Origin of the sequence: Weizmannia sp. FSL W8-0401 (assembly GCF_038009125.1) — a bacterium.
In the GTDB taxonomy this organism is placed as follows: domain Bacteria; phylum Bacillota; class Bacilli; order Bacillales; family Bacillaceae_C; genus Weizmannia; species Weizmannia coagulans.
In genome coordinates, this window is sequence record NZ_JBBPAG010000001.1 from 2,545,726 (window position 1) to 2,571,658 (window position 25,933).

The 25,933-nt window shown below is 48.3% G+C and carries 23 protein-coding genes and 2 riboswitches; of the genes, 8 read left to right on the top strand and 15 right to left on the bottom strand.

Annotation, left to right across the window (positions count from 1 at the left end):
* Positions 1–86: 86 nt before the first annotated feature.
* The 6 genes from NSU00_RS12540 to NSU00_RS12560 all read right to left on the bottom strand — a co-directional run bounded on the left by NSU00_RS12540 (position 87) and on the right by NSU00_RS12560 (position 7,557).
* On the bottom strand, positions 87–2,423 hold the full coding sequence (locus NSU00_RS12540; RefSeq protein ID WP_340702915.1) for a histidine kinase: 2,337 nt from the start codon (positions 2,421–2,423) through the stop codon (positions 87–89).
* A gap of 87 nt (positions 2,424–2,510) precedes the next feature.
* A complete protein-coding gene (gene kdpC / locus NSU00_RS12545) occupies positions 2,511–3,119 on the bottom strand; it encodes a potassium-transporting ATPase subunit KdpC (protein WP_328192572.1) in 609 nt (202 codons plus the stop codon).
* Between the two features lie 32 nt (positions 3,120–3,151).
* Positions 3,152–5,182, bottom strand: coding sequence for a potassium-transporting ATPase subunit KdpB (gene kdpB, locus NSU00_RS12550; RefSeq protein WP_328192571.1), 2,031 nt, complete (start codon positions 5,180–5,182; stop codon positions 3,152–3,154).
* A gap of 13 nt (positions 5,183–5,195) precedes the next feature.
* Entirely contained in the window at positions 5,196–6,878 is a 1,683-nt protein-coding gene (gene kdpA, locus NSU00_RS12555; RefSeq protein ID WP_340703746.1) for a potassium-transporting ATPase subunit KdpA, read from the bottom strand.
* Between the two features lie 32 nt (positions 6,879–6,910).
* Positions 6,911–6,988: a potassium-transporting ATPase subunit F gene (locus tag NSU00_RS16085; RefSeq protein ID WP_080612102.1), complete on the bottom strand. Its 78-nt coding sequence runs from the start codon at positions 6,986–6,988 to the stop codon at positions 6,911–6,913.
* Positions 6,989–7,149: 161 nt separating this feature from the next.
* Positions 7,150–7,557: a hypothetical protein gene (locus NSU00_RS12560; RefSeq protein ID WP_161655352.1), complete on the bottom strand. Its 408-nt coding sequence runs from the start codon at positions 7,555–7,557 to the stop codon at positions 7,150–7,152.
* Positions 7,558–7,668: 111 nt separating this feature from the next.
* A riboswitch (cyclic di-AMP (ydaO/yuaA leader) is annotated at positions 7,669–7,830 on the bottom strand.
* A 447-nt stretch (positions 7,831–8,277) separates the two neighbouring features.
* On the opposite strand from NSU00_RS12560, the gene NSU00_RS12565 reads away from it, so the two are divergent.
* From NSU00_RS12565 to NSU00_RS12585, 5 genes are all read left to right on the top strand, one after another.
* A complete protein-coding gene (locus tag NSU00_RS12565; RefSeq protein ID WP_017551733.1) occupies positions 8,278–9,846 on the top strand; it encodes an ATP-binding protein in 1,569 nt (522 codons plus the stop codon).
* The gene (locus NSU00_RS12570; RefSeq protein WP_328192570.1) at positions 9,833–10,534 is read left to right on the top strand and encodes a response regulator; all 702 of its coding nucleotides are present in this window, start codon (positions 9,833–9,835) and stop codon (positions 10,532–10,534) included. Before NSU00_RS12565 ends, NSU00_RS12570 begins: the two co-directional genes overlap by 14 nt.
* Before the next feature lie 207 nt (positions 10,535–10,741).
* Positions 10,742–10,900: riboswitch (cyclic di-AMP (ydaO/yuaA leader) on the top strand.
* A 113-nt stretch (positions 10,901–11,013) separates the two neighbouring features.
* A complete protein-coding gene (locus NSU00_RS12575; RefSeq protein ID WP_061575815.1) occupies positions 11,014–11,478 on the top strand; it encodes a hypothetical protein in 465 nt (154 codons plus the stop codon).
* A 68-nt stretch (positions 11,479–11,546) separates the two neighbouring features.
* Positions 11,547–11,852, top strand: coding sequence for a Na-translocating system protein MpsC family protein (locus tag NSU00_RS12580; RefSeq protein WP_340703747.1), 306 nt, complete (start codon positions 11,547–11,549; stop codon positions 11,850–11,852).
* 81 nt (positions 11,853–11,933) lie between these two features.
* Positions 11,934–13,187: an aspartate kinase gene (locus NSU00_RS12585; protein WP_227277956.1), complete on the top strand. Its 1,254-nt coding sequence runs from the start codon at positions 11,934–11,936 to the stop codon at positions 13,185–13,187.
* A gap of 266 nt (positions 13,188–13,453) precedes the next feature.
* On the opposite strand, the gene NSU00_RS12590 is transcribed toward NSU00_RS12585, so the two are convergent.
* Positions 13,454–13,732, bottom strand: a complete 279-nt coding sequence (locus NSU00_RS12590) for a transposase (RefSeq protein WP_041819479.1) — start codon at positions 13,730–13,732, stop codon at positions 13,454–13,456.
* Positions 13,733–13,965: 233 nt separating this feature from the next.
* Here NSU00_RS12590 and NSU00_RS12595 point away from each other — a divergent pair, with 233 nt between their 5' ends.
* Entirely contained in the window at positions 13,966–15,531 is a 1,566-nt protein-coding gene (locus NSU00_RS12595; RefSeq protein ID WP_340703748.1) for an IS5 family transposase, read from the top strand.
* Between the two features lie 25 nt (positions 15,532–15,556).
* Here NSU00_RS12595 and rlmD read toward each other — a convergent pair whose 3' ends face one another.
* The 6 genes from rlmD to cax all read right to left on the bottom strand — a co-directional run bounded on the left by rlmD (position 15,557) and on the right by cax (position 22,229).
* Complete coding sequence (gene rlmD, locus NSU00_RS12600; protein WP_340703749.1) at positions 15,557–16,939, bottom strand: 23S rRNA (uracil(1939)-C(5))-methyltransferase RlmD; 1,383 nt, start codon at positions 16,937–16,939, stop codon at positions 15,557–15,559.
* A gap of 13 nt (positions 16,940–16,952) precedes the next feature.
* Positions 16,953–17,816, bottom strand: a complete 864-nt coding sequence (locus NSU00_RS12605; RefSeq protein WP_340703750.1) for a DNA-3-methyladenine glycosylase family protein — start codon at positions 17,814–17,816, stop codon at positions 16,953–16,955.
* A gap of 860 nt (positions 17,817–18,676) precedes the next feature.
* On the bottom strand, positions 18,677–19,465 hold the full coding sequence (pdaA, locus tag NSU00_RS12610; protein WP_013860352.1) for a delta-lactam-biosynthetic de-N-acetylase: 789 nt from the start codon (positions 19,463–19,465) through the stop codon (positions 18,677–18,679).
* A gap of 142 nt (positions 19,466–19,607) precedes the next feature.
* Positions 19,608–19,805 (bottom strand): SE1561 family protein, encoded by a 198-nt coding sequence (locus NSU00_RS12615; RefSeq protein WP_017554110.1) that lies wholly within the window; start codon positions 19,803–19,805, stop codon positions 19,608–19,610.
* Positions 19,806–19,947: 142 nt separating this feature from the next.
* Positions 19,948–20,742 (bottom strand): YfkD famly protein, encoded by a 795-nt coding sequence (locus NSU00_RS12620; protein WP_017551475.1) that lies wholly within the window; start codon positions 20,740–20,742, stop codon positions 19,948–19,950.
* A 425-nt stretch (positions 20,743–21,167) separates the two neighbouring features.
* The gene (gene cax, locus NSU00_RS12625) at positions 21,168–22,229 is read right to left on the bottom strand and encodes a calcium/proton exchanger (RefSeq protein WP_340703751.1); all 1,062 of its coding nucleotides are present in this window, start codon (positions 22,227–22,229) and stop codon (positions 21,168–21,170) included.
* A 113-nt stretch (positions 22,230–22,342) separates the two neighbouring features.
* Between cax and NSU00_RS12630 the strand changes: the two genes are divergently transcribed.
* On the top strand, positions 22,343–23,527 hold the full coding sequence (locus NSU00_RS12630) for an MFS transporter (RefSeq protein ID WP_265114824.1): 1,185 nt from the start codon (positions 22,343–22,345) through the stop codon (positions 23,525–23,527).
* Between the two features lie 305 nt (positions 23,528–23,832).
* Here NSU00_RS12630 and NSU00_RS12635 read toward each other — a convergent pair whose 3' ends face one another.
* The gene (locus NSU00_RS12635) at positions 23,833–24,675 is read right to left on the bottom strand and encodes a YihY/virulence factor BrkB family protein (RefSeq protein WP_061566596.1); all 843 of its coding nucleotides are present in this window, start codon (positions 24,673–24,675) and stop codon (positions 23,833–23,835) included.
* Between the two features lie 125 nt (positions 24,676–24,800).
* Here NSU00_RS12635 and NSU00_RS12640 point away from each other — a divergent pair, with 125 nt between their 5' ends.
* The gene (locus NSU00_RS12640) at positions 24,801–25,025 is read left to right on the top strand and encodes a DUF1128 domain-containing protein (protein WP_026104843.1); all 225 of its coding nucleotides are present in this window, start codon (positions 24,801–24,803) and stop codon (positions 25,023–25,025) included.
* 109 nt (positions 25,026–25,134) lie between these two features.
* Here NSU00_RS12640 and map read toward each other — a convergent pair whose 3' ends face one another.
* Positions 25,135–25,887 (bottom strand): type I methionyl aminopeptidase, encoded by a 753-nt coding sequence (map, locus tag NSU00_RS12645; RefSeq protein ID WP_017554106.1) that lies wholly within the window; start codon positions 25,885–25,887, stop codon positions 25,135–25,137.
* Positions 25,888–25,933 lie beyond the last annotated feature (46 nt).

Below are 25,933 nucleotides of genomic sequence, written 5' to 3' on the forward strand. Positions count from 1 at the left end.
ATATTGACTTAAATCCACATCTATTAACTTTTTTCCATTAACTATCTGCTAAAACGTAATTATTTTTCATGAGACGATAAGCTATGTTACCCTTCATCTTGATAATAGCAAGCCTCAATATCCGCAATCACCAACACATCCATATGGCGTCCATAACGCAGAATCGGCCTGATTACGGATCGTTTCCATATTTTTTCCCACAAGGTCCGCTTCGATTGCCCGACAATCATCTGCGTACTTTGGATATCGTTGGCTTTATTCAGCAAAAGGTATGGAATCTGCCTTCGGCTCCGGGCAAACAGCATCATAAACTTACCGCCCAACCGCGCTGTCAAGTCTTCCAGCACTTTGATGCGTTTTTTCAACTCATCAGCAACCTCAGCATGATCGTGAACATACGTTACAACCCAGTCAGCCTTCAAACGATAAGCAATTCGAAACCCCCGCCTGATTAAGCGCTCAGCATTGGTGCTTAATGTTACCCCGACGAAGACCGTCTCCTGCTTTCTCCAAGGTCCGCGAAGCGAATCGTTTCTTTCCCAGGCTTCCAATCGTTCGTCCACATCGTCAGCGATTTCCCGTAGCGCCAATTCACGCAAAGCAATCAAATTGCCCGTTCGGAAGAAATGATTCAAGGCCTGATCCACTTTATCTAGCGCATAGATTTTTCCTTCCCGCATTCGTTGCTGCAGCGTTTTTGGATCGACATCAATGAGCTCGACTTCATCGGCCATGCGCAACACGTGGTCGGGGAGGGTTTCCCGAACTCGCACGCCGGTAATCTGTTCAACCGCATCGTTCAAACTTTCCAAATGCTGTACGTTCATCGTCGAAATAACGGAAATGCCTGCGTTCAAAATGTCTATAATATCTTCGAATCTTTTTTTGTTTTTACTGCCGGGCACGTTCGTATGTGCCAGTTCATCCACGAGTACGACTTCCGGATTGCGGCGAATGATGGACTGGACGTCCAGTTCTTCCAGATTCGCTCCACGATACTCCAACTTCGCCCGCGGGATCGTTTGCAGCGAACCGACTTGCGCTAACGTTTCTTTTCGTCCATGCGTTTCGAGAAGTCCGATGACGACGTCAATGCCTTTCTTCTGCAAATCGTTCCCCTCGCGAAGCATCGCATACGTTTTCCCGACCCCGGGGGCGGCGCCGATGAGCACCTTGAATCGTCCTCTCCGGATTTCCCCTATTTTTCGCTCCACTTCCTGATCGCTTAGCCTGCGGTAGCGATCATCCGACCGACCTTCCGTCAGCATTTTGGTCGGCAGTATCCGCTCTCCTTCGTTTTCAGCACGATCCGCAACGAAGTAGATATCCGTATGTCTCGATTTTTTAAGGATGCCGTTTGTAATCGATCCCCGCCACAGCTCCTGCCAGCGATTTAGCTTGGAATGGCCGAGTACAATTCTCGTTACCTGATGCAAGGTTGCGTAACGAGCCAACATGCCGGGAAGCTTCCGTCTACTTGCCAAGGTGAGTTCTTCGAATTTAGCTCCTATTTTATCGGCCAATTTCAAGAGGGAACGCTTAAATGCAGTTTCTTCGCGAGACAGCATTTTTTTCGGATGGACAAATGTGACGATCATCAAATCTCCACCCAAGCGTTTGGCAATTTGTTGGCCGCGGCGGACATGAATGGATCCGTTCCAATGGTATTGCGCCGAGACGAGAATGCGTTCCGCTACTCCGGAAGGCCCGGTTAAACCTTGCTCCATGCGGTATTTTTCGTGGGAATCGTTCACATCTTCCGCCACTAGCCGCAAAGCCAGCTCCCGTAATTTTCCGATGTTGCTTCGCTCAAACAACATGGGCGAGGAGTCACCGTTGACATGCCCCTCCTCCAGCCGTTTCAGTATCGTTTCCGGCGATACGTCGATCAATTGGACTTCATCCGCCATCTCCAATGTGTTTGCCGGGACGGTTTCCTCCACCACGACACCGGTCCATTTTCTCGCCAGTTCCGTCGCGCCGTCGAGTTCGTACACGTTGACGGTTGTGATTACGCTGATGCCATGATTCAGCAAAAATTGGATGTCATCCAGACGTGTCGGAAACTGTGCTCCTTCCCGATTGCGATGGGCAAGCCCGTCAACTAATACCACTTCCGGATTGCGTTTGACCAGCGCCTCGAGGTTCAAGTCCTTACGCTCCATTCCATCCTTGATCCAGTGAATGCTGGGTACACGTTCCAAGTCTCCGAGTTGCTCCACCGTTTCCGGCCGCTGTCTTGTCGAAACCGCACAAATGACGACATCGATTCCCTGCTGCTTCAAATGCTGACCTTCCTGAAGCATGTGGTACGTTTTACCCGAACCGCTGACCGCGCCGATATAGATTTTGAGCCGACCACGGTGTAGCTTGGAAATGGAGTACAGGATTTCTTCCGGCGTCTTCCTGCGAAAACTTCCCACTCTTGTTCCCCCCTTGCGCAAGCTCTTTACTAAAATGCGATAACCCCGCCTATTTGGCCATAGGCAGGGCTCGCAGATGATATTTAACTATTTCATAAGTTCGCGCAGCGCGATGTTCAATTTCAACACATTGACTCTTGGTTCCCCGAAAATCCCCAAATCCCGTCCTTCGGTATGTTCTTGTACCAGTTTCTTGAGCTCGCTCGAAGACAAACCGGTCAACTTGCTGATACGCGGAATTTGCACGTAGGCGGATTCTGGCGTAATATCGGGATCCAGCCCTGAACCGGAGTTCGTGATTAAGGCAATCGGCAATTGGCTAACAGGAACGTCCGGATTGTTTGCCTTCCACGCTTTAACGGATTCTTCCGTCCTTTTCAGCAAGTCCGGGTTCGATGGCCCGTAATTGTTGGAACCGGAGGCTTCCGCTTTGTATTCAATGCTGGAGACCCGGCCTTGAAAATATTTTGGATCGGTAAAGTTTTGCCCGATTAATTCGGAACCGATGATTTCTCCGCTGCTGCTTTTGATCAAACTGCCGTTAGCCTGATCTGACATCAAAAGTTGCGCGATGCCGGTGCAAACGAGCGGATACACAATTCCGCATAGCAATATGAACAACAAACTGAGCCGAATCATGGAAAACAAGTAAGATCCGCGGGAAAGTCCCTGAACATGCTGCTCTGAATGATTCATTCCATTTCAATCCTCTCTGTATTCCGTTTTAACTACACCCATAAGTGAACGACCATGTCGATCAATTTAATCCCGACGAACGGCGCGATGACACCGCCCAATCCATAAATAAGCAGGTTCCGGCTGAGCAATTGGGCGGAACTCATCGGTTTGTAGGCAACGCCCTTTATGGCCAACGGAATAAGCAACGGGATAATGATCGCATTAAACACAAGCGCCGACAAAATGGCCGACATTGGTGATCCGAGTCCCATTACATTCAATACGTTCATTTCCGGAATCGCCTGCATGAACATGGCCGGGATAATGGCAAAATATTTGGCGATGTCGTTCGCCACGCTGAAGGTGGTCAGAGCGCCGCGCGTCATTAGCAGTTGCTTGCCGATCGCTACGACTTCAATGATCTTCGACGGATCGGAGTCAAGATCGACCATGTTGGCCGCTTCCTTGGCTGCCGTCGTGCCGCTGTTCATCGCAAGTCCTACATCCGCCTGCGCGAGTGCCGGGGCATCGTTCGTTCCATCTCCGGTCATGGCTACCAGCTTACCGGCCGCCTGTTCCCGCTTGATCACGGCAATTTTGTCTTCCGGCTTGCTCTCGGCGATAAAGTCATCCACCCCGGCCTCTCGTGCGATTGTCGCTGCTGTCAACGGGTTGTCTCCTGTACACATGATCGTTTTGATTCCCATCTTTCGCAACTGATCGAAACGCTCCCGCATGCCGGGCTTCACCGTATCCTTCAAATAAATGAGTCCGTAAATTCGATTGTCGACGGCAACGGCGAGCGGCGTTCCGCCCTCCGATGCGATCGCGTTCCCTTTTTGTTCCAAATCGGTGGGAATAACCCCTCCTTGTGCACTGACCCAAGCCTTGACTGCGTCAACCGCGCCTTTGCGAACTTTTCGTCCATTCGGCAAATCGATACCGCTCATGCGAGTTTCCGCTTTAAATTCTATGAATTCCGCACCTTCAGCCGCATTCGTTGGATACGTATACCCTTCTTTTTTCATGAGTTCGAGTACGGATCGGCCTTCGGGTGTTTCATCCTTCACTGAACTGACGGCTGCCCATTCGGCTACCGTCTCTACGGTCGTATCCCCAACCGCGATGAACTCGCTGGCCATCCGGTTCCCAAACGTGATTGTACCTGTTTTGTCCAAAATCATCGTATCGATGTCGCCTGCCGCTTCCACCGCTTTCCCTGACATGGCCAGTACATTGAAACGGGTTACTCGGTCCATCCCGGCAATACCGATTGCGGATAATAAACCGCCGATCGTTGTTGGAATGAGACATACCAGCAGCGAAATCAGAACGGGAATCTCCAATTTGATTCCAAGATAATCGGCCATCGGCGCCAATGTCACCACAACGATCAGGAAAATCAGGGTCAGGCTGACAAGCAGGGTATTCAGCGCGATTTCGTTTGGCGTTTTTTGTCTCTTTGCGCCTTCGACCAATGCGATCATCCGATCGATGAACGATTCGCCAGGGTCGCTTGTAATCCGTACGGTTATCCGGTCGCTAACGACCCGCGTGCCGCCGGTTACCGAACTGAAATCGCCGCCTGCTTCTTTGATGACAGGAGCGGATTCGCCGGTAATGGCTGACTCGTCCACGGAAGCGAGCCCATCAATGACCTCCCCGTCACCCGGAATCATCTCCCCTTGCGAGACAATTACAACATCGCCTTTGCGCAGTTCCGTGGACGGAACCACCTTCACGCTGTTGCCGGTCACTTTATTGGCCATGATTTCTTTTTTCGTCTTCTTGAGAGTGTCGGCCTGCGCTTTTCCTCTGCCCTCAGCCAATGCCTCGGCGAAGTTGGCGAACAGCACGGTAAATAGCAAAATTAGAAAAACCGCCAGATTAAATCCAACTCGTCCTTCGGTACCGAAGTAGCCCGGAAACAACGTCATTAACAACACGACGAACGTTCCTGCTTCGACGACAAACATGACCGGATTTTTCATCATGACAACCGGATTTAATTTGATAAAGCTGTCCAAGATCGCCTTTTTGACAATCTCTCCGGACAACATGCTTCTTCGTTTCGTATTCATGATCTCACCTCTTCTATTTCAGGAGCGTCAAATGTTCTGCGATCGGACCGAGAGCAAGGGCGGGCAAAAAGGTCAAAGCTCCGATAATCAGTACGATACCGACGAGAATACCCGTAAACAATTTGGTGTCCGTGCGGAACGTTCCGATCGTTTCCGGAACCCATTGTTTCGCCGCCAGAGAACCGGCTACGCCGAGCAATGCCACAATGGAAACGTACCGTCCGAACAGCATGACAAGTCCCGTAGAAACGTTCCAGAACGTTGTGTTGTCAGCCAAACCTTCGAAGCCGGAACCGTTGTTCGCGGCGGAAGACGTATACTCATAAAGCACCTGCGATATGCCGTGGAAGCCGGGATTGCTGATGGCCCCTTTCCCCAAGTCCGTCAAAAAGGCAATGGCCGTAGGCGCAAGAATAATAAGCGGGTGAGCGAGAATCGCGATGGCAACCAGTTTCATTTCTCGAGCTTCAATTTTGCGCCCCATAAATTCCGGCGTGCGGCCGACCATCAATCCGCAAAGGAAGACACCCAATATTGCGTACATAAGCATGTTGACCAAACCGACGCCGTCGCCACCAAACACACAGTTCAGCATCATTTGCGCCAGCGGGACGAGACCGCCCAGCGGCGTCAACGTATCGTGCATGTTATTGACCGAACCTGTTGTAGCCGCAGTCGTAACCGTTGTAAACAAAGCCGACTGCGCTATACCGAACCGAACTTCCTTGCCCTCCATGTTGCCTTGCGAAGCGTCGATTCCGAGCGCATTCAGCGCTGGGTTCCCTCGCAGTTCCGATGTATAAACGATGGACAGGAAGGAGACAAACAAGATGAGCATCGCGCTGAAGATCACCCAGCCCTGTTTTTGATTTCGCGCGAATCTGCCGAACGTATACGTCAGCGCGGCCGGAATGCACCACATGGACAATATCTCGATAACATTGGTTAGCGGATTCGGATTCTCAAACGGGTGCGATGAATTGGCGCCCATAAATCCCCCCCCGTTCGTTCCCAAGTGCTTGATCGATTCGAGGGAAGCTACCGGACCGATCGCGATTTGCTGCGTCCCGCCTTCAAGCGTAGTCGCTTGAACGGTCGGACTAAGCGTTTGCGGCACTTTCAACGCAACTAGTGCCAATGTCACGATGATCGCCATCGGGATAAGCAAACGGGTGTGCGCTTTGACAAAATCGGTGAAGAAGTTGCCGAGCGTTTTCCCTTTGCTTGTCAAACCGCGAATGAACGCGATCGCTACGACGATGCCGGATGCCGCTGATGTAAACATCATCATCATAATAACAGCCATTTGCGAAAAATAGGACAGACCCGTTTCGCCGCTATAGTGCTGCAAGTTCGTATTCGTCATGAAGCTGATGACCGTATTGAAAGAAAGCGTTGACTCCATGTTATCGATGCCGTTCGGGTTGATCGGCAGCCATTTCTGGATGCGTAAAATCAAATAACTGACCGCCACCAAAATAACGTTGGTCAATATCAAGCTGAGCGTGTATCGTTTCCAGCTCATTTCAGCGCGGTTTTTCAAACCGGTCAGTCCGTAGATCAACCTTTCAATCGGTCCGAATATTTTGTCGGTCCGGTTGGGTTCATTGGAAAATACATGAAAGATGTATGCCCCCAAAGGTTTGACCAAAAAAACTAAAATCACAATGACCGCTACCAGTTGCAAAATGGCCATTTCATGCCCTCCTCAAACATATACAGATCATATTAAAATTTTTCGGGATTCACCAAAGCAAAAACGAGATATAAAAAAATCAAAACCGTAAAAACAGCAACTATTATCATGAGCGTTCTCCCCCCGATTCACCTACAACTCGTCCGCACCAAGCTAAAAATAAGCAAAACAATCCATATACGCCACCTAGTGTTAAAATCATTGCGATATCCATCATGAATGATCATCCCTCCCTTCAAGCATGTAACCGGTACGTTTGCCTGATATGGATTCAGCTTTCGTTATCAAGCAGAAACGAAACATCATCGCTGCGGGTGTAAATGACATAGCTAGCGCCAAGTCCTTTGTAAATGAGTCTTGCATTGTTGCTGCCGGTGATGATATAGATCGGCTTGCCTGTCCAGGATCGGCAGATCTGAATGTATCGGCAAATCAAGGGCAAACTTGACTCAAACAAGTACACCTTCCCTACCGGTAACTCTGGAATGAGCCAGGTTTCCCGGTCTACAGTATCGACCATTAAGATGTGCTTGACGCCCAAATGTGTCAATCTCGACTTCTCTGTTTCATTATTGGTAATCGCTGCATAAGGTATTTCTTTGATTCGCAACGCTTTAATAAACTGCTCCCCGGTTTTGTTGGGCGCAGAGACGAGTACAAACTCATCTTGAGCTTCCATAGCCAATCTCCTCCATCCTGGTACAGGTAACAAAAAAGAAGCTTTCGGAAGAGGAACTCTTCGTCAGCTTCTTAGGCACGAAAAAACACCGTGTCTAATCACGACAATTGTTGCCTCTCTTAAAGACGCTTACGAGGTTAGCTGTCGGATTCGGGCGTAAGAGTCGCCCTACGCCGGATTTACCGGCGATTCACCCCATGAAGCCGACAAGACCGGCTTCGATTGGTTCCCCCGCTCCTTCGTGTTAATTGAAGAATTCAGCGATTGAAACGATGATTATCATGTTCACGAAACACCACAGAGGCATAAGCACTGTGGTCGAAACTTACGATCACAAGCTTCATCATCCTCTCTCTACAAGGGCCACACTTTTGAAAAGAGCTGCTTCCGCATTTACGAGTTTTGCTTATGGATTCGGGCGGTTAGAGTCGCCCTGCCCCTGCTTAAGTTTCGTATAAGCGGGGGAATTCATCCCTTACGGATCCGGTTGACTTGCTCTCACACAAGCACTGATCCGTAGTTGGTTCCCTCTTGTTCCTGAGTCACAATTAAGCAACTGTAAATGAAAAGCAATTCAATTCATGGACTTATTTTATTCATTATTTTGAGGTTTTTCAATCATTTTTACGAAATTTTTACGCCCAGTACCGGTTTATTTTACTCTTTTTTTACAGTAACCTAGAGAGGAGAGACACAAAAAAGAGAAGGATGTGTTTTTCTATGCATAAATGGAATGCGGTATGGATTTCGTTGCGATCGTACGTAAGCACGACTTTGCTGATCGCTCTCATGACCATGGTATTAAAACCGTTTGGTCTTGCTTTTGACTTGGTCAATATTGCTCTTATCTATTTACTCCCGGTTCTTTTCAATGCCGTCTTCGGGGGACTGCGTCCTGCTTTCTACGCGGCGATCCTGGGTGTCTTAGCCTTTGATTTCTTCTTCGTGCCTCCTGTACTGAGCTTTACCGTATCAGACTTGCGCTATCTGGTTTCATTTGGCGTCTATTTGGCGGTGGCAGCATTAACGGCCAGCCTAGCGGCCAAGCTGAAGCAGCAGGTCCTCTTTTCCAAGCAAAGGGAAGCTCACACAGCTGCGTTGTACGCGCTTAGCAAGCAGATGAGCGCGATCGCGGACATCCATTCCATGCTGGACAATTTTTCCCGACAAGTTTCGCAGACCCTTGACACAGAAATCGCGATCTATTTGGCGGATGACCAGAATACCCTGAAACTTGCCCATGAGTCTGCCGATCTTCCTGACTGCAGGCAAGAGAATACGGAAATGTCTATCGCAAAGCGAGTGTTTGAGCACGTCGAGACGGCCGGAATGGAAATTTCGCGTTTGAACGAATCTCCGGGTTATTTTATTCCGCTTCGGACCGAAGACCGCACATATGGTATCATCGCGCTCTATCCGAATGAAGCGCGAACCGGGATCACAGCCGAGCAAAAGCGGCTCTTCGAGGCTCTCGGAGGCTTGGCGGCCAGCGCAATCGCTCGCCTCAGGCTGGCGGAGGAAGCCCGAATTGCTCATCTAACAGCAGAGTCGGAACGCCTTCGTACTGCAATTTTGGATTCGGTCTCCCATGAACTACGCACCCCTTTGGCAACCATCATCGGCTCGGCAACCGGTCTGATCGAGGGCGGGCATATTTTCTCTGCAGAGGATCGAATGGAGCTTCTTGTCACGATTCGTGACGACGCCCTTCGTATGAATCGCCTAGTGACGAATCTGCTCAGCATGGTGCAGCTGGAGAGCGGGATGCTGCGCCTCAGGAAAAACTGGTGCGATGTGGAGGACTTGATCGGCGTCACGTTATCTCAGGTCAAAGACTTTCAACAACATCGAAAGCTGCGCACCGAGTTGCCGGATGACGGGCCCATTATGGTCCTGGGTGACGAAGTATTGCTAGAGCAAATGTTGGTCAATGTCGTGAGCAATGCGATCAAATACAGTCCGGATTATAGTGAAATCGTCCTGTCAGTGAAAACCGGGGAAGCAGGCGTTGTCATCTCGGTCTCCGATACGGGGATTGGACTGAACGAGGACGAATACGATCGGATATTCGAAAAGTTTTACCGTTCAACCGCTGCGAAGCAAATAACCGGTACGGGATTGGGACTTGCCATATGCAAAGGAATCGTCGAGCTTCATGAAGGAACGATATCGGCGCAGCCGAAGGAACCGCGAGGGACCATTGTAACGATAACCCTTCCCTTAAACAAGCAAGACGACTTGCTTGCAGCAGCTGAAGAAAGGGGAACCACGAATCATGACCATGAATGAACATGGGGCTCGCATTTTGATCATCGATGATGAACCCCAAATTCGAAAGCTTCTGAAGGTAACCCTGCAAGCCCATCAATATGCCATCTACGAAGCCTCGACAGGAGAGGAGGGCCTCCAACAGGCATCCTTGATGTTGCCGGACTTGATCATACTTGATCTCGGGTTGCCGGGCATATCCGGCATGGAAGTGCTCGGCCGCATCCGGGAATGGTCAAATTCGCCGATCATTGTGCTGACGGCAAAAGACAGGGAGGAAGATAAAATCGTCGCGCTCGACAGCGGCGCCGATGATTATGTAACCAAGCCGTTCGGGATGGGAGAGCTCGTCGCTCGAATACGTGTTGCGCTGCGGCACGTAGCCAAATCGTCGAATGAGCCCATCCTCCAGATCGGCGAGCTGACCATCGACCTGGCACAGCGAAGCGTGGAGTTGAAGGGAGAACGGATCAAGTTGACCCCAACAGAATACGATCTGTTGAAAATTCTCGCCTCCAACGCCGGGAAAGTAGTCACGAAGCGTCAGCTGCTCCAACAAGTATGGGGCAGCCACCACAATGAGACCGACAGCCATTATTTGCGGGTGTACATCGGACATCTACGCAAAAAACTCGAGGAAGACTCGACTCGGCCCAAGTTCATTCTGACGGAGCCGGGGATCGGCTATCGCTTCCTGTCCAGGGAGTAACAGAGTCGCTTACCTCGGCTACGTCCATCCTCCGTTCAAAAACGTAAGAACGGGACCTTCGTGTAGAAATATTGCCGTCTCCGTAAGTTTTTGTCCGATGCATCCGTTTTCGCGCACGAGAAAAGGCTAAAAATCAAAAATAGGCGTTGGATTCGGCTTTTACATTGTCTTGCAAAAAGCGTATGATCTCTATCAACAACTTCAAATTCATTTGAATCGCTGAATTCCCTAAGGGGAAACGGGGGAACCAACAGAAGCCATTAAATGGTTTCACGGGGTGAATTCCTTGTCTGCTTGGCACTTGGAAAGGGTACTCTCAAGCCCTAACCCGACAGCTAACCTCGTAAGCGCATTGAGAGAGAACCGTATCCGAGCTGCGTTTGTCTGATGGACTGACAACAGACTGCCCGAGAGCTTCGTTTCTCTGCTCTTCGGGCTTTTTGTCATACCCAAAAAAACATTTAGGGAGAGTGGCAAGCATGTTACACGTGCAAGAAGCGGATCCACTGCCGGGTCTTGAATCGCCCGGTTTTCGGTATGAGGAGAGAATCCGTTCCATCGAAGTATTTCGCTTCGATCAAGAGTTGACCCGGCGTTTATTTTTCGAAAACGAAAAAGGTAGCGTGTGCGGATATCTGAAACTATCCGGCAACGGGTTTAGCGGTTGGGGAGAATACCGATTGCCTAATACGAAAAAACCGTTCGACCTCGTCGGATGGGCATCCGTATATATGAATCTGAAAGGTCTTAACATTGCCCAAGCCTTTCAATTGCTACAGGGTAAAGAAGAGAATTGGGGAAGGATTCGAAAAGAGTTGGCCGAATCGGCGTTGATGGACTTGTCATCCACTCTCGAGACCCCTTTTCTTTTGCCACATCACGGTGATTTTCCGATAAAACAACAATATATCATGGAACATGCCGAATCTTACGTCTCATTCTGATCTCGTAACGGAAAGGAGAAATGCATGGTGCAGGAGCTTGTAAATCAACTGAAAGAGGCCTACTTGCAATGATCGGTGAACATCCGCAGGAGGTGGAAGTAAGAGTCATTAAAAACCATATCGTGATCATTGCCAAAGGAACTCCAACAATTGAGCATTCCATCTCTGTCCATACCATACGCGGCAGAAGCATTCATCAGACGATAGTCGAAATGGATCGCGACCGATTGCAAGCGCTGTCGAAACCTAAAGTGGCTGCAATTGTCGGTTGCCGCGTCACTTCCATTCAATCCGACATTTGCATCGGCACCGAGGAAAAAATGGAGCTGATTCATCTGGATTGCGATATCGAGCACAAGTATATGCATGATTAGGTTTGAAGAGACGTTTTATTCCAAGGCCTGTCCGTCAATTAAGTGGAACAGTATTCGAATTCATAATCGGGAGAGATAATGTTGTCATTATTGGTGATGAAATATGGCGGCAGTTCCGTAGGCGACGCCAAACGGATAAAGCGCGTTGCGCGTCGGATAGCGGACCGAAGGCAGGAAGGCCATCAGTGCGTCGTGGTGGTCTCCGCAATGGGAGATACGACGGACGATTTGATCGAGTTGTCCAAAGAAATCGCGGAGGCAACCCCTTCAGCGCGTGAAATGGACATGCTGCTCAGTACAGGAGAACAAGTTTCGGTTGCCCTGTTGTCGATGGCGCTGCACGCCCTGGGCGAACAAGCGGTCTCTTTAACCGGCTGGCAAGCCGGCATTCGTACAGAAGCCAACCACGGGAAGGCACGGATTATCGACATTCAGGCAGATCGAATAATGAATGCGCTAAATCAGGGGCGCATTGTCATTATAGCCGGTTTCCAAGGAGTGACAGAGAATGGCGAGATTACGACGCTTGGACGCGGGGGCTCCGACACGACGGCTGTCGCGCTTGCAGCAGCGATCCGGGCAGATTTGTGCGAAATATACACGGATGTGGACGGTGTTTATTCAACCGATCCGCGCATCGTCAAGCAGGCCAGAAAACTGAAGGAAATCTCTTACGACGAAATGTTGGAAATGGCTCATCTCGGAGCGGCGGTTCTTCACCCCCGTGCGGTGGAATGTGCCAAACAAAATAAAGTGAAGTTGGTCGTTCGATCCAGCTTTACGAACCATGAAGGTACGCAAGTAAAGGAGGAAACGGATATGGAACAAGGAATCGTGGTTCGTGGCATCGCGTTCGACAAGCCTATTGCGCATGTAAGCTTATTGGATATGCCTACAAACCCAAGCCGACTCGCTGCGGTTTTTAATTCGCTTGCGAATGACGACATTGATGTCGATCTTATCGTTCAAGGCGGAATAAGGAATGGCAAGGCTGACCTGTCCTTTACCGTTAGCCTCGCCGATCTGGAGAAGGCAAAAAGTGTGCTTTATCACATCCAGGCAGATGTTGGTTTCAAAAACTTGGAAACCCACTCCGATTTGGTGAAAGTATCTATCGTCGGGGCGGGAAATGTCAGTTCCCCTGGTCTTGCAGCGACGATGTTTCATACCATTGCCGAAACCGGCGTTAGCATTTACACGGTCAGCACGTCTGAAATTAAAATTTCGTGCGTAATCGAAGGGAGAAGGCTCCATGAAGTTATTCGATCCCTGCATACCGTGTTTGGACTCGACGAGCACGAATATGTCTTTGTAACGGACGTAAGTAATGAATGAATGTTACTCAACGGAAAAACACGCTGTATCTTAGTTCAGAGCCTCTGCCAAAATAAAAATATACACTTGAGCGAGGCTCTGGAAAATTAATTATCCCGATTTTTTTGCCTTTTCATCCAGATTTTCAATTCAATAGAAGTAAAACGGTCATTTTCCTTCAAAAAAAGGGCATACGTATCCCGCCTTCACAAAATGGGTTTTTTTCACTACCCTTTGTGGAAAGGAAACGCTCATTTTACTTATTCACATATCCACCTGTGAATAACTTAATTTGCTCTTTGCAGCCGATTGCGTGTCCATCCACAATTGGCCTTTCCTGTCTGATGGTACGCCATATTTGCCATGATATGCATAGATATCATGCATCGATCTACATGAGCTTCAACTGCCTGCTTCCCACGCTTGTGAACACGACGGAGACTGTATCCGTCTTTTAGAATGCCAAAGATTCTTTCGATGATCGTCCTGGCACTATATAACACTTCAAATGTGCGACCATGTTGCGGCAACTCGACATCTACTTGAGGCGTTTGATCAAAGTCCATCCTAAATACTCTTCCTTGTGCTGCCCCATTACAACATTCCGCGTGATTCGCTAGCGGGCAGGTGAGACCTTCTTGCTTGGCATTTGGATGAAATACAGGACAAGTGTAAATAGGGCTTGCTGAATAAGCAAAAATTCCAGATTTGACAAGGATTTTGGCTACTTTTGTCGAATATAAAGTGTAAGGATTTCAAAGGAAACACGTAAAAAACCTTGCACTTGGAGGCTGTTACGATGTACAAAAAGACCGAACATCAATTAACTTTTGTAGATGATTTTTTTCTACCATTCGGTGGGAAATTAAATAAAGAAAATCGCTGGGTCCGTCTTGCTGAAATGATTCCTTGGTGGATGGCCGAAGAAAAGTATGCCAAGTCCTTCAAGAAGAAATTCAAAGGCGAAAAGGCTTATTCTGTCAGAATCGCTCTTGGGGCTCTTTATATCAAAGAACGGCTTGGGCTGTCTGACCGGGAAACAGTCGAACAGATCACAGAAAACCCGTATCTTCAGTATTTTATCGGCTTGCCTGAATTCCAGGAAAAAGCCCCATTCGACCATTCTCTGATGACTCGTTTTAGAAAACGTTTGGGCGCAAATATCATCAACGAACTGAATGAATGGATCGTTCTGGAAGAACAAAAACGCCAATTGGAAGAAGCATCTAAGGAAAACGACAACAATGATGATCAGGATCACGACGATGAAGATCATGATGATGAAGATCGTAATGATCATGATCATGATCATGATCATGATCGTGGCGATCTTCAGCCTTCCGGTTCCGATTCAGAAAAGCATTCAACTGAATCGGCTTCTCCCAAAACGAAGAACAGAGGAAAGCTCATTTTGGACGCAACCTGTGCACCGGCTGATATTGCTTACCCTACAGACCTCGGGTTGTTGAACGAAGCCCGTGAGAAATTGGAACATATCATTGATGTCCTGCATGAACCACACAAAGGGAAATTACGTAAGCCACGGACCTACAGAAAAAGAGCCCGCAAGGACTATCTTTCTGTCGCTAAGCAACGTAAAGCTGGCGCCCGGAAAATCCGGAAAGCTGTAGGCAAACAGCTCGGATATGTGAAACGAGATCTGGAGATCATTAAAAATCTTGTTTCCCAAAGCTCTCTGTCTCTTTTAAGCAAAGATGAATACAGGCAACTTCTCGTGATTCATGAACTTTACCGCCAACAGGCAGAAATGTACAAAAAGAAAACACACCGGGTTGACCACCGGATTGTAAGCATTTCCCAGCCACATGTCCGTCCAATTGTGCGCGGCAAGGCAAAAGCGAACGTGGAGTTCGGTTCAAAAGTCGCCATCAGTGTCGTAGATGGTTATGCCTTGATTGAGCACCTCGACTGGGAAAATTACAATGAAGGGACCACTCTCAAGGAATCTGTTGAAAACTACTACAACCGGTTCGGATTTTATCCGGAAGCGATCTTGGCAGATAAAATTTACCGAAACCGTAATAATCTGGCATACTGCAAATCTCTTGGCATTCGTCTGAGTGGGCCAAGGTTAGGACGCCCATCCAGAACGGAAGACAAAACCTTGGAACGCGTCGCAAGGCAGGATGCCTCTGAACGTAATGCCGTTGAAGGCAAATTTGGCGAAGGCAAGCGCAAGTATGGGCTGGGCCTTATTCGAGCACGCCTTCAGGAGACCAGCGAAACAGTAGTAGCCCTTCAATTCCTCATACTGAATCTGGAGCGCAAGCTCAGGGTTCTTTTTTTGAAATTTTTACACAACACTATTTTATATTTTGATAATCGGAATTTGGCTTGTATCTGACCAAATTTGATTCGTTCAGCAAGCCCTATTTATCCTCTTTCCTTGACATCAATACCACCGTCTCCACATGCGCCGTTTGCGGGAACATATCCACAGGCTGCATGTACGCTACGTCATAAGCCTTGCTCAATATGTGCAAGTCCTTCGCCAAAGTGGAAGGGTTGCACGACACGTAGACAAATTTTTTCGGCTTTACCTTCAAAATTGTCCGTAAGAGGGCTTCGTCACAGCCCGAACGCGGCGGGTCGACAATGACAACGTCCGGGCGCCATCCTTCGTCCAGCCATTTCGGCAGGAGGACTTCCGCTTTGCCTGCGTAGTAATGGGCGTTCGGGATGTTGTGGGCGGCGGCGTTTTTTCTGGCATCTTCAATCGCTTCCGGAATCACATCCATGCCACGGATTTCAGATGCGCCGTCCGCGAGCCACAAGCCAATGGTGCCGACACCGCAGTAAGCATCCGCAATTTTCTCCTTGCCGGTCAACGCAGCGGCGTTTTTCACTTCATTGTAAAGCTTCACCGTCTGGATCGGGTTCAGCTGGAAAAAGGCGCGGGCGGAGAGTTCGTATGTGAATTCTTCGAGCCGTTCTTCAATGATTTCTTTTCCGGATAAATGAATCGTTTCGTCGCCGAAAATAACCGACGTTTTTTTGGCGTTCACATTTTGCGCAACCGATACGACTTCCGGCAGGCGCTTTTTGATCTCAGAAAGGATGACATCTTTGCGCGGCAGCTCCCGCCTGGCCGTAATCAGCACAACCTGGGCCTGGCCGGTCTGGGTGCCTACCCTTGTGACAATTGTCCGCACGATGCCTTTCCCGGTTTTTTCATTATACACCGGAACATGAAAATCATTTAAAATTTGTGTCACCACTTGTGTCACTTTGTTTGTCAGCGGATGCTGGACAATGCATTCCGGCACGTTGATCAGCCGGTGGGAATCGAGGCTGTAGAGGCCGGAAATAATTTTCCCATGGTCTTCGCCGAGCTGGAACTGGCCTTTGTTCCGGTAAATCCACGGGTTATCCATGCCAATCGTCGGGCGGATATCGAGTTCGTCTACTTTTAACTTTGTATGGCGTTCAAGCGCCTGGATGACAATGTCGCGTTTTTCGATAAGCTGCTGCTTGTACGCAAGGTGCTGGAGCTGGCAGCCGCCGCACTGCTCGTAAACCGGGCACGGGGGTTTTACCCGGTGGGGCGAGCGTTTTCGCACCTTTTTGGCAATGCCCTCCACGTATTTCGGGTGTATCCGTTTTGCTTCAACGACCACCTCTTCGCCCGGCAGTGCACCTGGCACGAAAACGACCGTCCGCTTAAAATAGCCGACCCCTTCCCCGTTGATGCCGAGCCGTTTGATCGTCAAGGGAAATTGCTGTTTTGGTTTAATGATGGCTTCTTTTTGCATAAAATCCGTCCTTCTATTCGATGCTGCGCCATAAGTACAAGGAGGCATAACTCAAATAAGGCTCCCAGTCTTTTGCGTAAGCGTCCATTTCTTCATAAGTAGGTTTTTTCTCAAGCTGGAAAAGTTTTTTCAATGCCTTCTGTATGCCGATGTCAGCTTTTGGAAAATGATTCAGGCGGCCGAGCCCGAACATGAGAAAATTTTGCACGGTCCACGGGCCGATGCCGCGGATTTTCACGAGCGTTTTTAAAATTTCCTCATCCGGTTCCTTCTCAAGTGCCGCCAGATCCAGTTCGCCTGATACCACCAATTTGGAAAGCCCGATTACATACTCTGCTTTCCGCTCGCTAAACTGCAGGGCGCGTAAATCTGCGACTTGCAATGCAGCCGTTTTTTCAGGAAACGGATAAAACCAGACACCGTCTTTTTGAAAACCAAAATGGTACACGAAACGCTCTGTCAGCGTATGGGCAAATTTCATATTGAGCTGCTGGTGGATGATGCATTTGACCAGGCAGGCATATGGCGAAAAGTCGAGCACAAACGGTGTACCGCAGTGTTCTTTAAAAAGCGGTTCAAGGGCGGTGCCGGTAAAATGGTTTGTGATGCCTGCGAGGTCTTCCTCCCACTGAAAAAGGTGAAAAATCCGCTTCTCAACGATTTCAGCGGTATCCGGATTTTCGCCTTTGATGAGAAATGCAGGTGCCTCCGTCGTGCCGGTTGCAGTGATAGCCGCTGTTTCCGGATGTTTGCCGTATATCGGGATTTTCACTGTCCGTCTAAGCGGATCCACCGCATGCAACGGGTCGAGGCTTAATCTTTCGAGCGCACGGTCAAAATTGTACGGGCCATTGATTTTAACGATTTTCTCCCACATGGCGTCCTCTCAATTCGTTTTTAAGTATTATAGCACAAGCGCTCGCCCTTTTCATTGCCGATTCAACGCGCATGAAAAACAACGCAAGATAAAGAGACCCGGCCTGTTACTTGTCTAATCAGAATTTTTATTTGGACAAACGCAGGTGAGCTGCGCGGCTATTTGTCTAATTAGGGCTTGCTGAACGAATCCGATTATGGCTTGTATCTGATTTGTCAGCAAGATCTACCTCAATATCATAGGAGAATGCATCTGCGAAAATGCTTTATTCTGTCCTCTCTGTATGTTGAATCAGCTTTAGAGTGCAAAGTTTTTCCTGCATTTTTTATAAAACCCTTGCATTTAAAGTTCGGCCAAAGCTGTCAGTATCCTTACCAAGTCTAGGACTTTTGCTTATTCAGCAAGCCCTAATTAGCCTTTTTAATTAGACAAAAGCGGAAGGGCTGCTCGAGCACTTGTCCAGTTAGAGCTCTGCCAATTAGACAATTGCAGGAGGGGTGCATGCTCATTTGTTTAATTAGCGTTTCCAATTGGACAAATGCAGGTGATCCGCCCGGCTATTTGTCTAATAAATCTGCCAATTAGACAATTGCAACAGACCCGCGCGAGCATTTGTCTAATTAGACGCCCATGCCGCTGTGAAAGCAGCACCAGCGGAAAAATAAAAATCAACCGGCGCATATTTCAGAATAGACGCCCATGCTGCAGTGAACGCGGCCAGCAGAAGAATGAAGATCAGCCGGCACAATTGTTTCCAATTCGTTCAACCCAACCCGGCAAGCCCTTTTCCTTCTGGCAAGAAACCAGCCTGTTGCGGCAAGAAAAACAGAGCTGCCCACTTTTCAGGCAGCCCTCTTTGGTTACTTTTTCAATTTTTCGGTTTTCATAAACTCATCCATGCTTTTGAATTTGTAGCCTTGTTTTTTCAAGTCTTTGATCACGCGTTCCAATGCGTTGGCATTGTCTTTTGACACAGTATGGAGCAAAATAATGGCCCCAGGGTGGATTTGTGACATGATGCTGTCATAGGCAAATTGTGTGCCGCGCTGGCGGTTCACATCCCAGTCGAGGTAAGCCAGTGACCAAAGGACATGGGTGTAGCCTTCTTCATTGCCCAGTTTCAGCGTCCGTTCACTCAGGATGCCGCGGGCCGGACGCAAATATTTCATTTCTTTCTGGCCGGTAAGGCGGGCGGTTTCTGCTTTCACTTTTTCCAACTCTTCACGTACTTGTGCATCGGAAATCTGTGTCATGTCCGGATGGCTCCATGAGTGGTTGCCAATGATATGGCCTTCTTTCACCATCCGTTTCACAAGATCCGGCTGTGATTTTAAATAGTGGCCGGTGACGAAAAAGATGGCAGGGACTTTTTCTTTCTTCAGAACATCGAGTATTTTCGGGGTATACCCATTCTCGTATCCATTGTCAAACGTCAAATACACATACTTGTCGTTCGGATTGCCCTTGTAAATGCCGCCGTATTTTTGCAAAAGAGCGTTATAAGCGGCGCCGGCATCCGCCTGCTGCCCGTTTTTGCCTTTGTTAAATCCCCAGTTGATCGGGGCGTTGGAAAGGGCAAAAGCATCTCGCTGCGGGCATATTGAAAAAAACAGGAAGACTGCAAAAAGTGTTGCAAAAACTTTTCTCATAACCAAACTCCTTTTTGTTGTTTTCCTTATCTTTCTCATTTCTGCAGCCGGAAATGCTGGCAGTATCTGTTCGTGCAGGAAAACAGGGCAATATCGTTCCAAAACAGCAGTCGTCCCCCGATGCCAGATAAAAAACCGGCCTTTACAAAGAAGGGGCCGGTTTGCGCTTTTTGAATTGGTCCATTTTCATTTCGATTTCATCGATCATTTGAATAAGCCGGTCAATATCTTCAAGGCCTGCCGCTTCCGGATCAATCGAATCCAGAACCTCCAAAAAGATATTCAGCCGTTCCATTAAATAAGTAAGTTGCTGGTCCTTGTCATATACCGCTTTCCCCAAAAAAATCCTCCTCACGTACTTCTTTCTTATTATAGTATACCCCATTTTCGGCACAGAAAAAAGCTGCCGTTCAGACAGCTTTTTCTTTATTAGCGTGAGACAGGCCTCCTCAGAAGCCGGCGAACCTGCCCAATAAACTTCCTTATTTCGGCTGTTCGCTCACGGAAAAGCCGAACGAAACATAGTCCTGAATCGGAATCCAGGCGCCAATGCCGTGGGAAGTGACGTTTTTCACCAAAATTTCCCGTTTCGTCCCTTTAAGGACAAGGTACACTTCGCCGTATGTCACTTTTCCTTTTTCGTTCACGGCCGGGGCATAAGCATACAAATAGCCGAGCCGTTTTGCCGGGACATTGTATTCATGGCCTTTTTTCGTGCCGGCTCCGATAATCGTGTCAAAGGAAAGCGGCAGCTTCGAGTTTTCCATTGCTTTTAACAGCATCATTTTCTTTACATCGTCCGCTTGCGGAATCCTGGCAGTCAGGCCGCCGCGCACGATCTTTTGCGCTTCCTGGACATAGTGCATTTTATAATTGGCATCGCCGCCGCGGTTATCAAAGTAGTTCGTATTGATTTTTTGGTATTGCCAGTTTGGCGACGTTTCGCTGGATTCATAATTCAGCGGCCATTCGCCCAGATAAATTTTCGCGCGCAAGCCGAGCGATAAAAACGAACGGTTCACGCTTGTTTCATTCAACATCCGCACGAGATTCGGGTTTTCAATTCTGACATTAGATGTTTTCAGCAAAGTTTCGGTAAACTTGCTCGGCTGCAAGTAAGGCAGATCCTGCGACGAGTTCGGATACGTATTTTCTTTTGTAATGTTTAGGACCGACTGTGGAATTTGCACCTGTTTATCTGCCGGCTTTGCTTCCCCTGCCGGCACAGCAAAAAGTACGGCAAGCAGGAAAATCAGGATCGTCCGCATCCATTTCATTGATGTTGTCTCCTTTCACAAGAGGTTACGAACGTACCGTTATTTTTTCCTGCCCGGATTAAAATATCCGTTCCATGCAAATAAAACCCGGCTCCTTTATACCACATGCATCACGGCACTCCGCCGCGATGTGCCAGCGTATTTTGCGCTTCACACGGCAATATCTTCCGGCGTTACTGAAAAAACTCCGGTTCACCGCTGGACTCCCGTTTATAACGGGCCGCAAGTTTCCGGCGTTATTGCAGATACCCCGTGTTCCTTTTATCTCGATGCATGAGCTTCACCAGTATTTGTCAAAGTATCACACATATTGCTTCCATTTATAATGGACATAAGCTTCCGGCGTTACTGCAACCCGATTTTCCTATATCCCGTTAATGGATCGCACGCATTTTTTCCGGCTATGATGGATACCGATTCCGGAATTACAGCAAGTAAAAACCGATCCCCATGATAATGTAGGCTGCCAGCATGGTGGCACCTTCAAACCAGTTTGTTTCCCCGTCATTTGCTAAAATGATCGTAAGCATGACCGAAGCGATCATCGAGACCAGCTCCGGTATGGAAAAGACAAGCGGCATGGCTTTTTCAAAAAACAAAGATGCGAGCACCAGGACGGGGACGACAAACATGGACACCTGGAGCGTGGAGCCGAATGCAATTTCAACCGCAATATCCATTTTATTTTTTACCGCCATTAAAATGGCCGAAGCATGTTCAGCGGCATTTCCGACAATGGCAACGATGATAATCCCGATAAACATTTCGCTCCATCCGAAACTTTTTGCAACGGACTCAAAAGTATGTACGAGATTTTCCGAAATATAGGCCACTGCAAGCGTCGCAAAGGCAAGCACAAAGATCGATTTCCCCTTTGACCATTCCGGCGCTTCATGTTCTTCTTTCTGCTGGGCCCGTGCTTCCCTGTCCTGATAGATCCCGCGGTGTGTCACCAGTTTAAAAAACAGGGCAAACAAGTAAAGCAGGATTAAAATAATGGAAATGCCAATGCTGAGGCTGACCGTCTTCCCTTCTGACATATTCATGGAAAAAATTTCAGGAATCACAAATGCGACAAAAATCGCGAAAATCAAAAGCCCTGAATTATGCCGCGCATCATACACGTTGAACTTTTGGCGTTTGTATTTGAGGCCCCCCAAAAAAAACGACATGCCTGCAACAAGCAGCAAGTTCCCGAGCACAGAGCCTGTCAAAGAAGCAAGCACGACCTGGTGCAACCCGGCCGCAAGGGAAAACAATGAAATAATCAATTCCACCGCATTTCCGAATGTGGCATTTAACAAGCCGCCGATCCGCGGACCCGCTACAATCGCGAGACTTTCGGTTGCCCGGCCCATAAAACTGGCCAGCGCAATGATGGTCAGGCAGTAAACGGCAAACATCAAAACGTTCGGCCAGTGCAAAAGTGCTCCAGCAACCGAGACGGGAACCCCGATCATCACCATAATGGCAAACATTTTATTCATGGCCATCCTCCTTATCTGCTTTCTATAAAATTTTACAAAAGAACGGTTGGCTTGCCAAATTTTTCTGAACTGATTATGCTATAGAGAGCGAATGCACAACGAGAACAAGCCGGGTGAGAGCAATGAATCGTTATGAAAATATGCGTTTTTGGATTTTGGTATTGATGACTTCTGTTTCCGGATTTACACAGGGCATGCTTTTGCCGCTGATTTCCATTATTTTTGAAAAAGATGGAATTGATGCATCATTGAACGGGCTGAATGCAACCGGCCTGTATATCGGCGTTTTATTTGCATCCCCGCTCATGGAAGCGCCGCTGCGGAAATTCGGATATAAGCCGCTTATTTTAACAGGCGGGCTGACCGTATTTGCCTCACTGCTTTTATTTCCGGCCTGGAAATCGTTATGGTTTTGGTTTGTTTTGCGCCTTTTCATCGGCATTGGAGACCATATGCTGAATTTTTCGGCGCAGACATGGATCACGTCTTTCTCCCGGAAAGGGCAGCTCGGGCGGAACATTGCGTTATACGGGCTTTTTTTCAGCCTTGGATTTGCCGTCGGGCCGTATATGACAAGGCTTGTAAATGTGGATGAGCGCCTTCCCTTTATTGCCTGCTCCATCATCAGCCTTTGTTTCTGGCTGGCCGTTTTTCTTTTAAAAAATGAGCACCCGGAAGCAGATTTGGAAAATGTTTCTTTTCTGGCCACATTTCAGCGCTTTGGTAAGGTCTGGAAACTGGCGTGGGTTGCATTGCTCCCGCCGCTCGGTTACGGATTCATGGAATCGTCTTTAAACAGCAGTTTCCCGGTTTATGCATTAAGAAACGGAATAAATGTCGATGCTGTTTCCATGATTATCCCTGCCTTCTCGATCGGAAGCATCGTTTTTCAGCTTCCGCTCGGCATGTTAAGCGACCGGCTCGGAAGGCGAAAAGTGTTGATTGCGGTCCTTTTGATCGGCTGCGCCTGTTTTGCGGGGGCTGCTTTTAGCAAATCAAACGTCATCGCGCTGTTTGCTTGCTTTTTCGTTGCCGGTATGGCCGTCGGCTCGACGTTTTCTCTCGGGATCAGTTACCTGTCCGATCTGCTGCCGCGGCCGCTCCTTCCCGCCGGCAACATCATGTGCGGCATTCTGTACAGCTTTGGCAGCATGGCCGGCCCGTATCTTTGTGGCGTGATCATTAAATATACAAAAGGGCCTGTATTTTTCCTGCTGATTTGCATGATATTGTTTGTTTTGTCCGTTTTGATTTTCCGTTTCAAAAAAACGCCCGCCCCCGTCCCCCGGCACTCCTAACGGCTGCGTGCTGCCGTGCACGTTTTGAAGACCCGGTAACTTTGCCTTTTGTCCGCCAAAATCGGCTGCCTGGGTTGCCGGGGATAAGATTTACCGGAAAAACCGGCCGCGATCTTAACCCGGGAGATCTCTCCGTTAAGAGCGCGCGAAATTTAGACTGCTTTCCCTATTTGTCCGCCTGTCTTCACTTGTAAAACAGGCGGAATTTGGAACGCCCTTCTTCACTCAGAATGCTTCGTTTCTTCATTAAGATGGCACGGCAACTTGCCGCTTTTTTAATATGCGCTTAAAAGCAGTTATCCAAATTAGCAATTTTTGTGCTTATCATTTAAAACTGCATTCAGTTCACCGCCAAAAATGAGGATGATGCCGCTAATATAAAACCAAAGCATCATGATGATCATCCCGCCGAGGCTTCCGTATGTGGCATTATAATTCCCGAAATGGCTGACATAAAACGATAAAGCGAGTGACGCCACAATCCAGCCGACTGTTGCAAAAATGGCTCCGGGGACAACCGTCAGGCAGCCGAATTTTTCATTCGGCGCAAAAAAGTACAACAAGGCAAACACAATGAACAGCAGGACCGGCGTGAGCATCCATCTTAAAATATTGATCATATTTTTCAAATCATTCGGCAGCCCGAAGTAAGAAAACACATAATGGATGAGTTGCTCACCGAAAACAGGAATTAAAATAACAGCTATAAACACGATGATCATCCCGAGCGTCAGTATCACCGACATGAGCCGCTGCATGACAGGCGGGCGTGATTCCTCTACTTTATAAGCCCGGTTTAATGCTTTAATGACCGCGTTCATCCCGTTGGAAGCGGACCACAAAGTCGCGATCATCCCAAAAGAAAGCAGGCCGCCGTGCCGGTTGGTCAGCACTTCTTTCAAGGTGGTTTCGATCAGCTTAAACGACTGGCTTGGCGCAAAATGCCTGACCATATTCAACACATCATCCGATTTAATCGGCAAATAAGGAAGCAAGGTAAACAAAAAAATCAATAGCGGAAATAGAGATAAAAGAAAAAAGTAGGATAACTGTGCAGCCATCCCGGTAATATCGTTCCGTTTTGAGTTCTCTAACAAAGCCGCAATGGTTGAACGTTTTTTTTCTGCCTGGAGTGCAATTTTATCCAATTTTCATCACCCTCTGTCCGTCCGGTTTACCATTATATTTCCCTCTCCGTTCCGTATGAAACGTTTCCGGATGGCACGCCATGCGGTATAATAAAAACATGAAAAACACGAAAAGGGTGAAAATGTTGGATCTTTCAGAAAAAACAGCGCAAAATATGGCTTATATGGTGCAAGCAATCACAGCGAAATTAAAAATGGTCAACACGGCGGCACTGCAGTCGTCCCAGTTTAGCATTGACCATTATGACGATTTGTTTGATTTGTACGAAATGGTGATGAAAAAAAATACATTCAGCCCGAATGAAATGCAAGCCATCGTGGAAGAGCTCGGCAGCCTGAAAAAAGATTAATGCCGGCCGGTTTCGGAATGTAAAAAAGCTGGGAGCCTTTATTCCTCCCAGCTTTTTTAGGTTTCCGGCGCTGTGCAGCACTCCAGCCGGATCCGGGTTCAGTGCAGCATTAATCTTCCTGATCCGTAATGATCACAATGCCGTCTTTTGTAACTGCAATGGTATGTTCATATTGGGCGGAAAGGGATCCGTCCCTTGTCCGGGCAGTCCAGCCGTTGTCGTCCATCTTCGTTTCGTAGCTGCCGATATTGACCATCGGCTCGATCGTGAACACCATGCCTTCTTTAATGCGCGGCCCTTTATGCGGCAGCCCGTAGTGCGGCACTTCCGGTTTTTCGTGGATCGTCGGGCCGATGCCATGGCCGATAAAATTACGGACAACCGAGAATCCCTGTGCTTCCACATAAGTTTGAATCGCATGGCCGATGTCGCCGATCCGGTTGCCCGGTTTGGCCTGTTCAATTCCTTTATAAAGCGCCTCTTTTGTAACCTCAAGCAGTTTTTGCGTCTGTTCGCTTACTTTTCCGACCGGATAACTCCAGGCGGAATCAGCCAGCGCGCCGTTCAGGTTGACAACCATATCAATCGTGACGATATCCCCTTCTTTTAACGGCGTTTTCCGTGGAAACCCGTGGCAAATTTCATCATTGATGCTTGCGCATGTCGCATACTGGTAGCCCTGGTACCCTTTTTGCTCAGGGGTTGCCCCGTGCTCCCTTAAATAACGGTCGACAAATTCCTCAATTTCCCATGTTGTAATCCCCGGCTTGATCATTTTTGCGATTTGCTTATGCGTATCGGCAAGCAGTTTGCCCGCTTTTTTCATCATGTCAATTTCTCTTTGTGATTTCAGTGTAATCATTGTCCGACTTCCTTTCGTTATGGCAACATTATTCTATGTAAAGGTT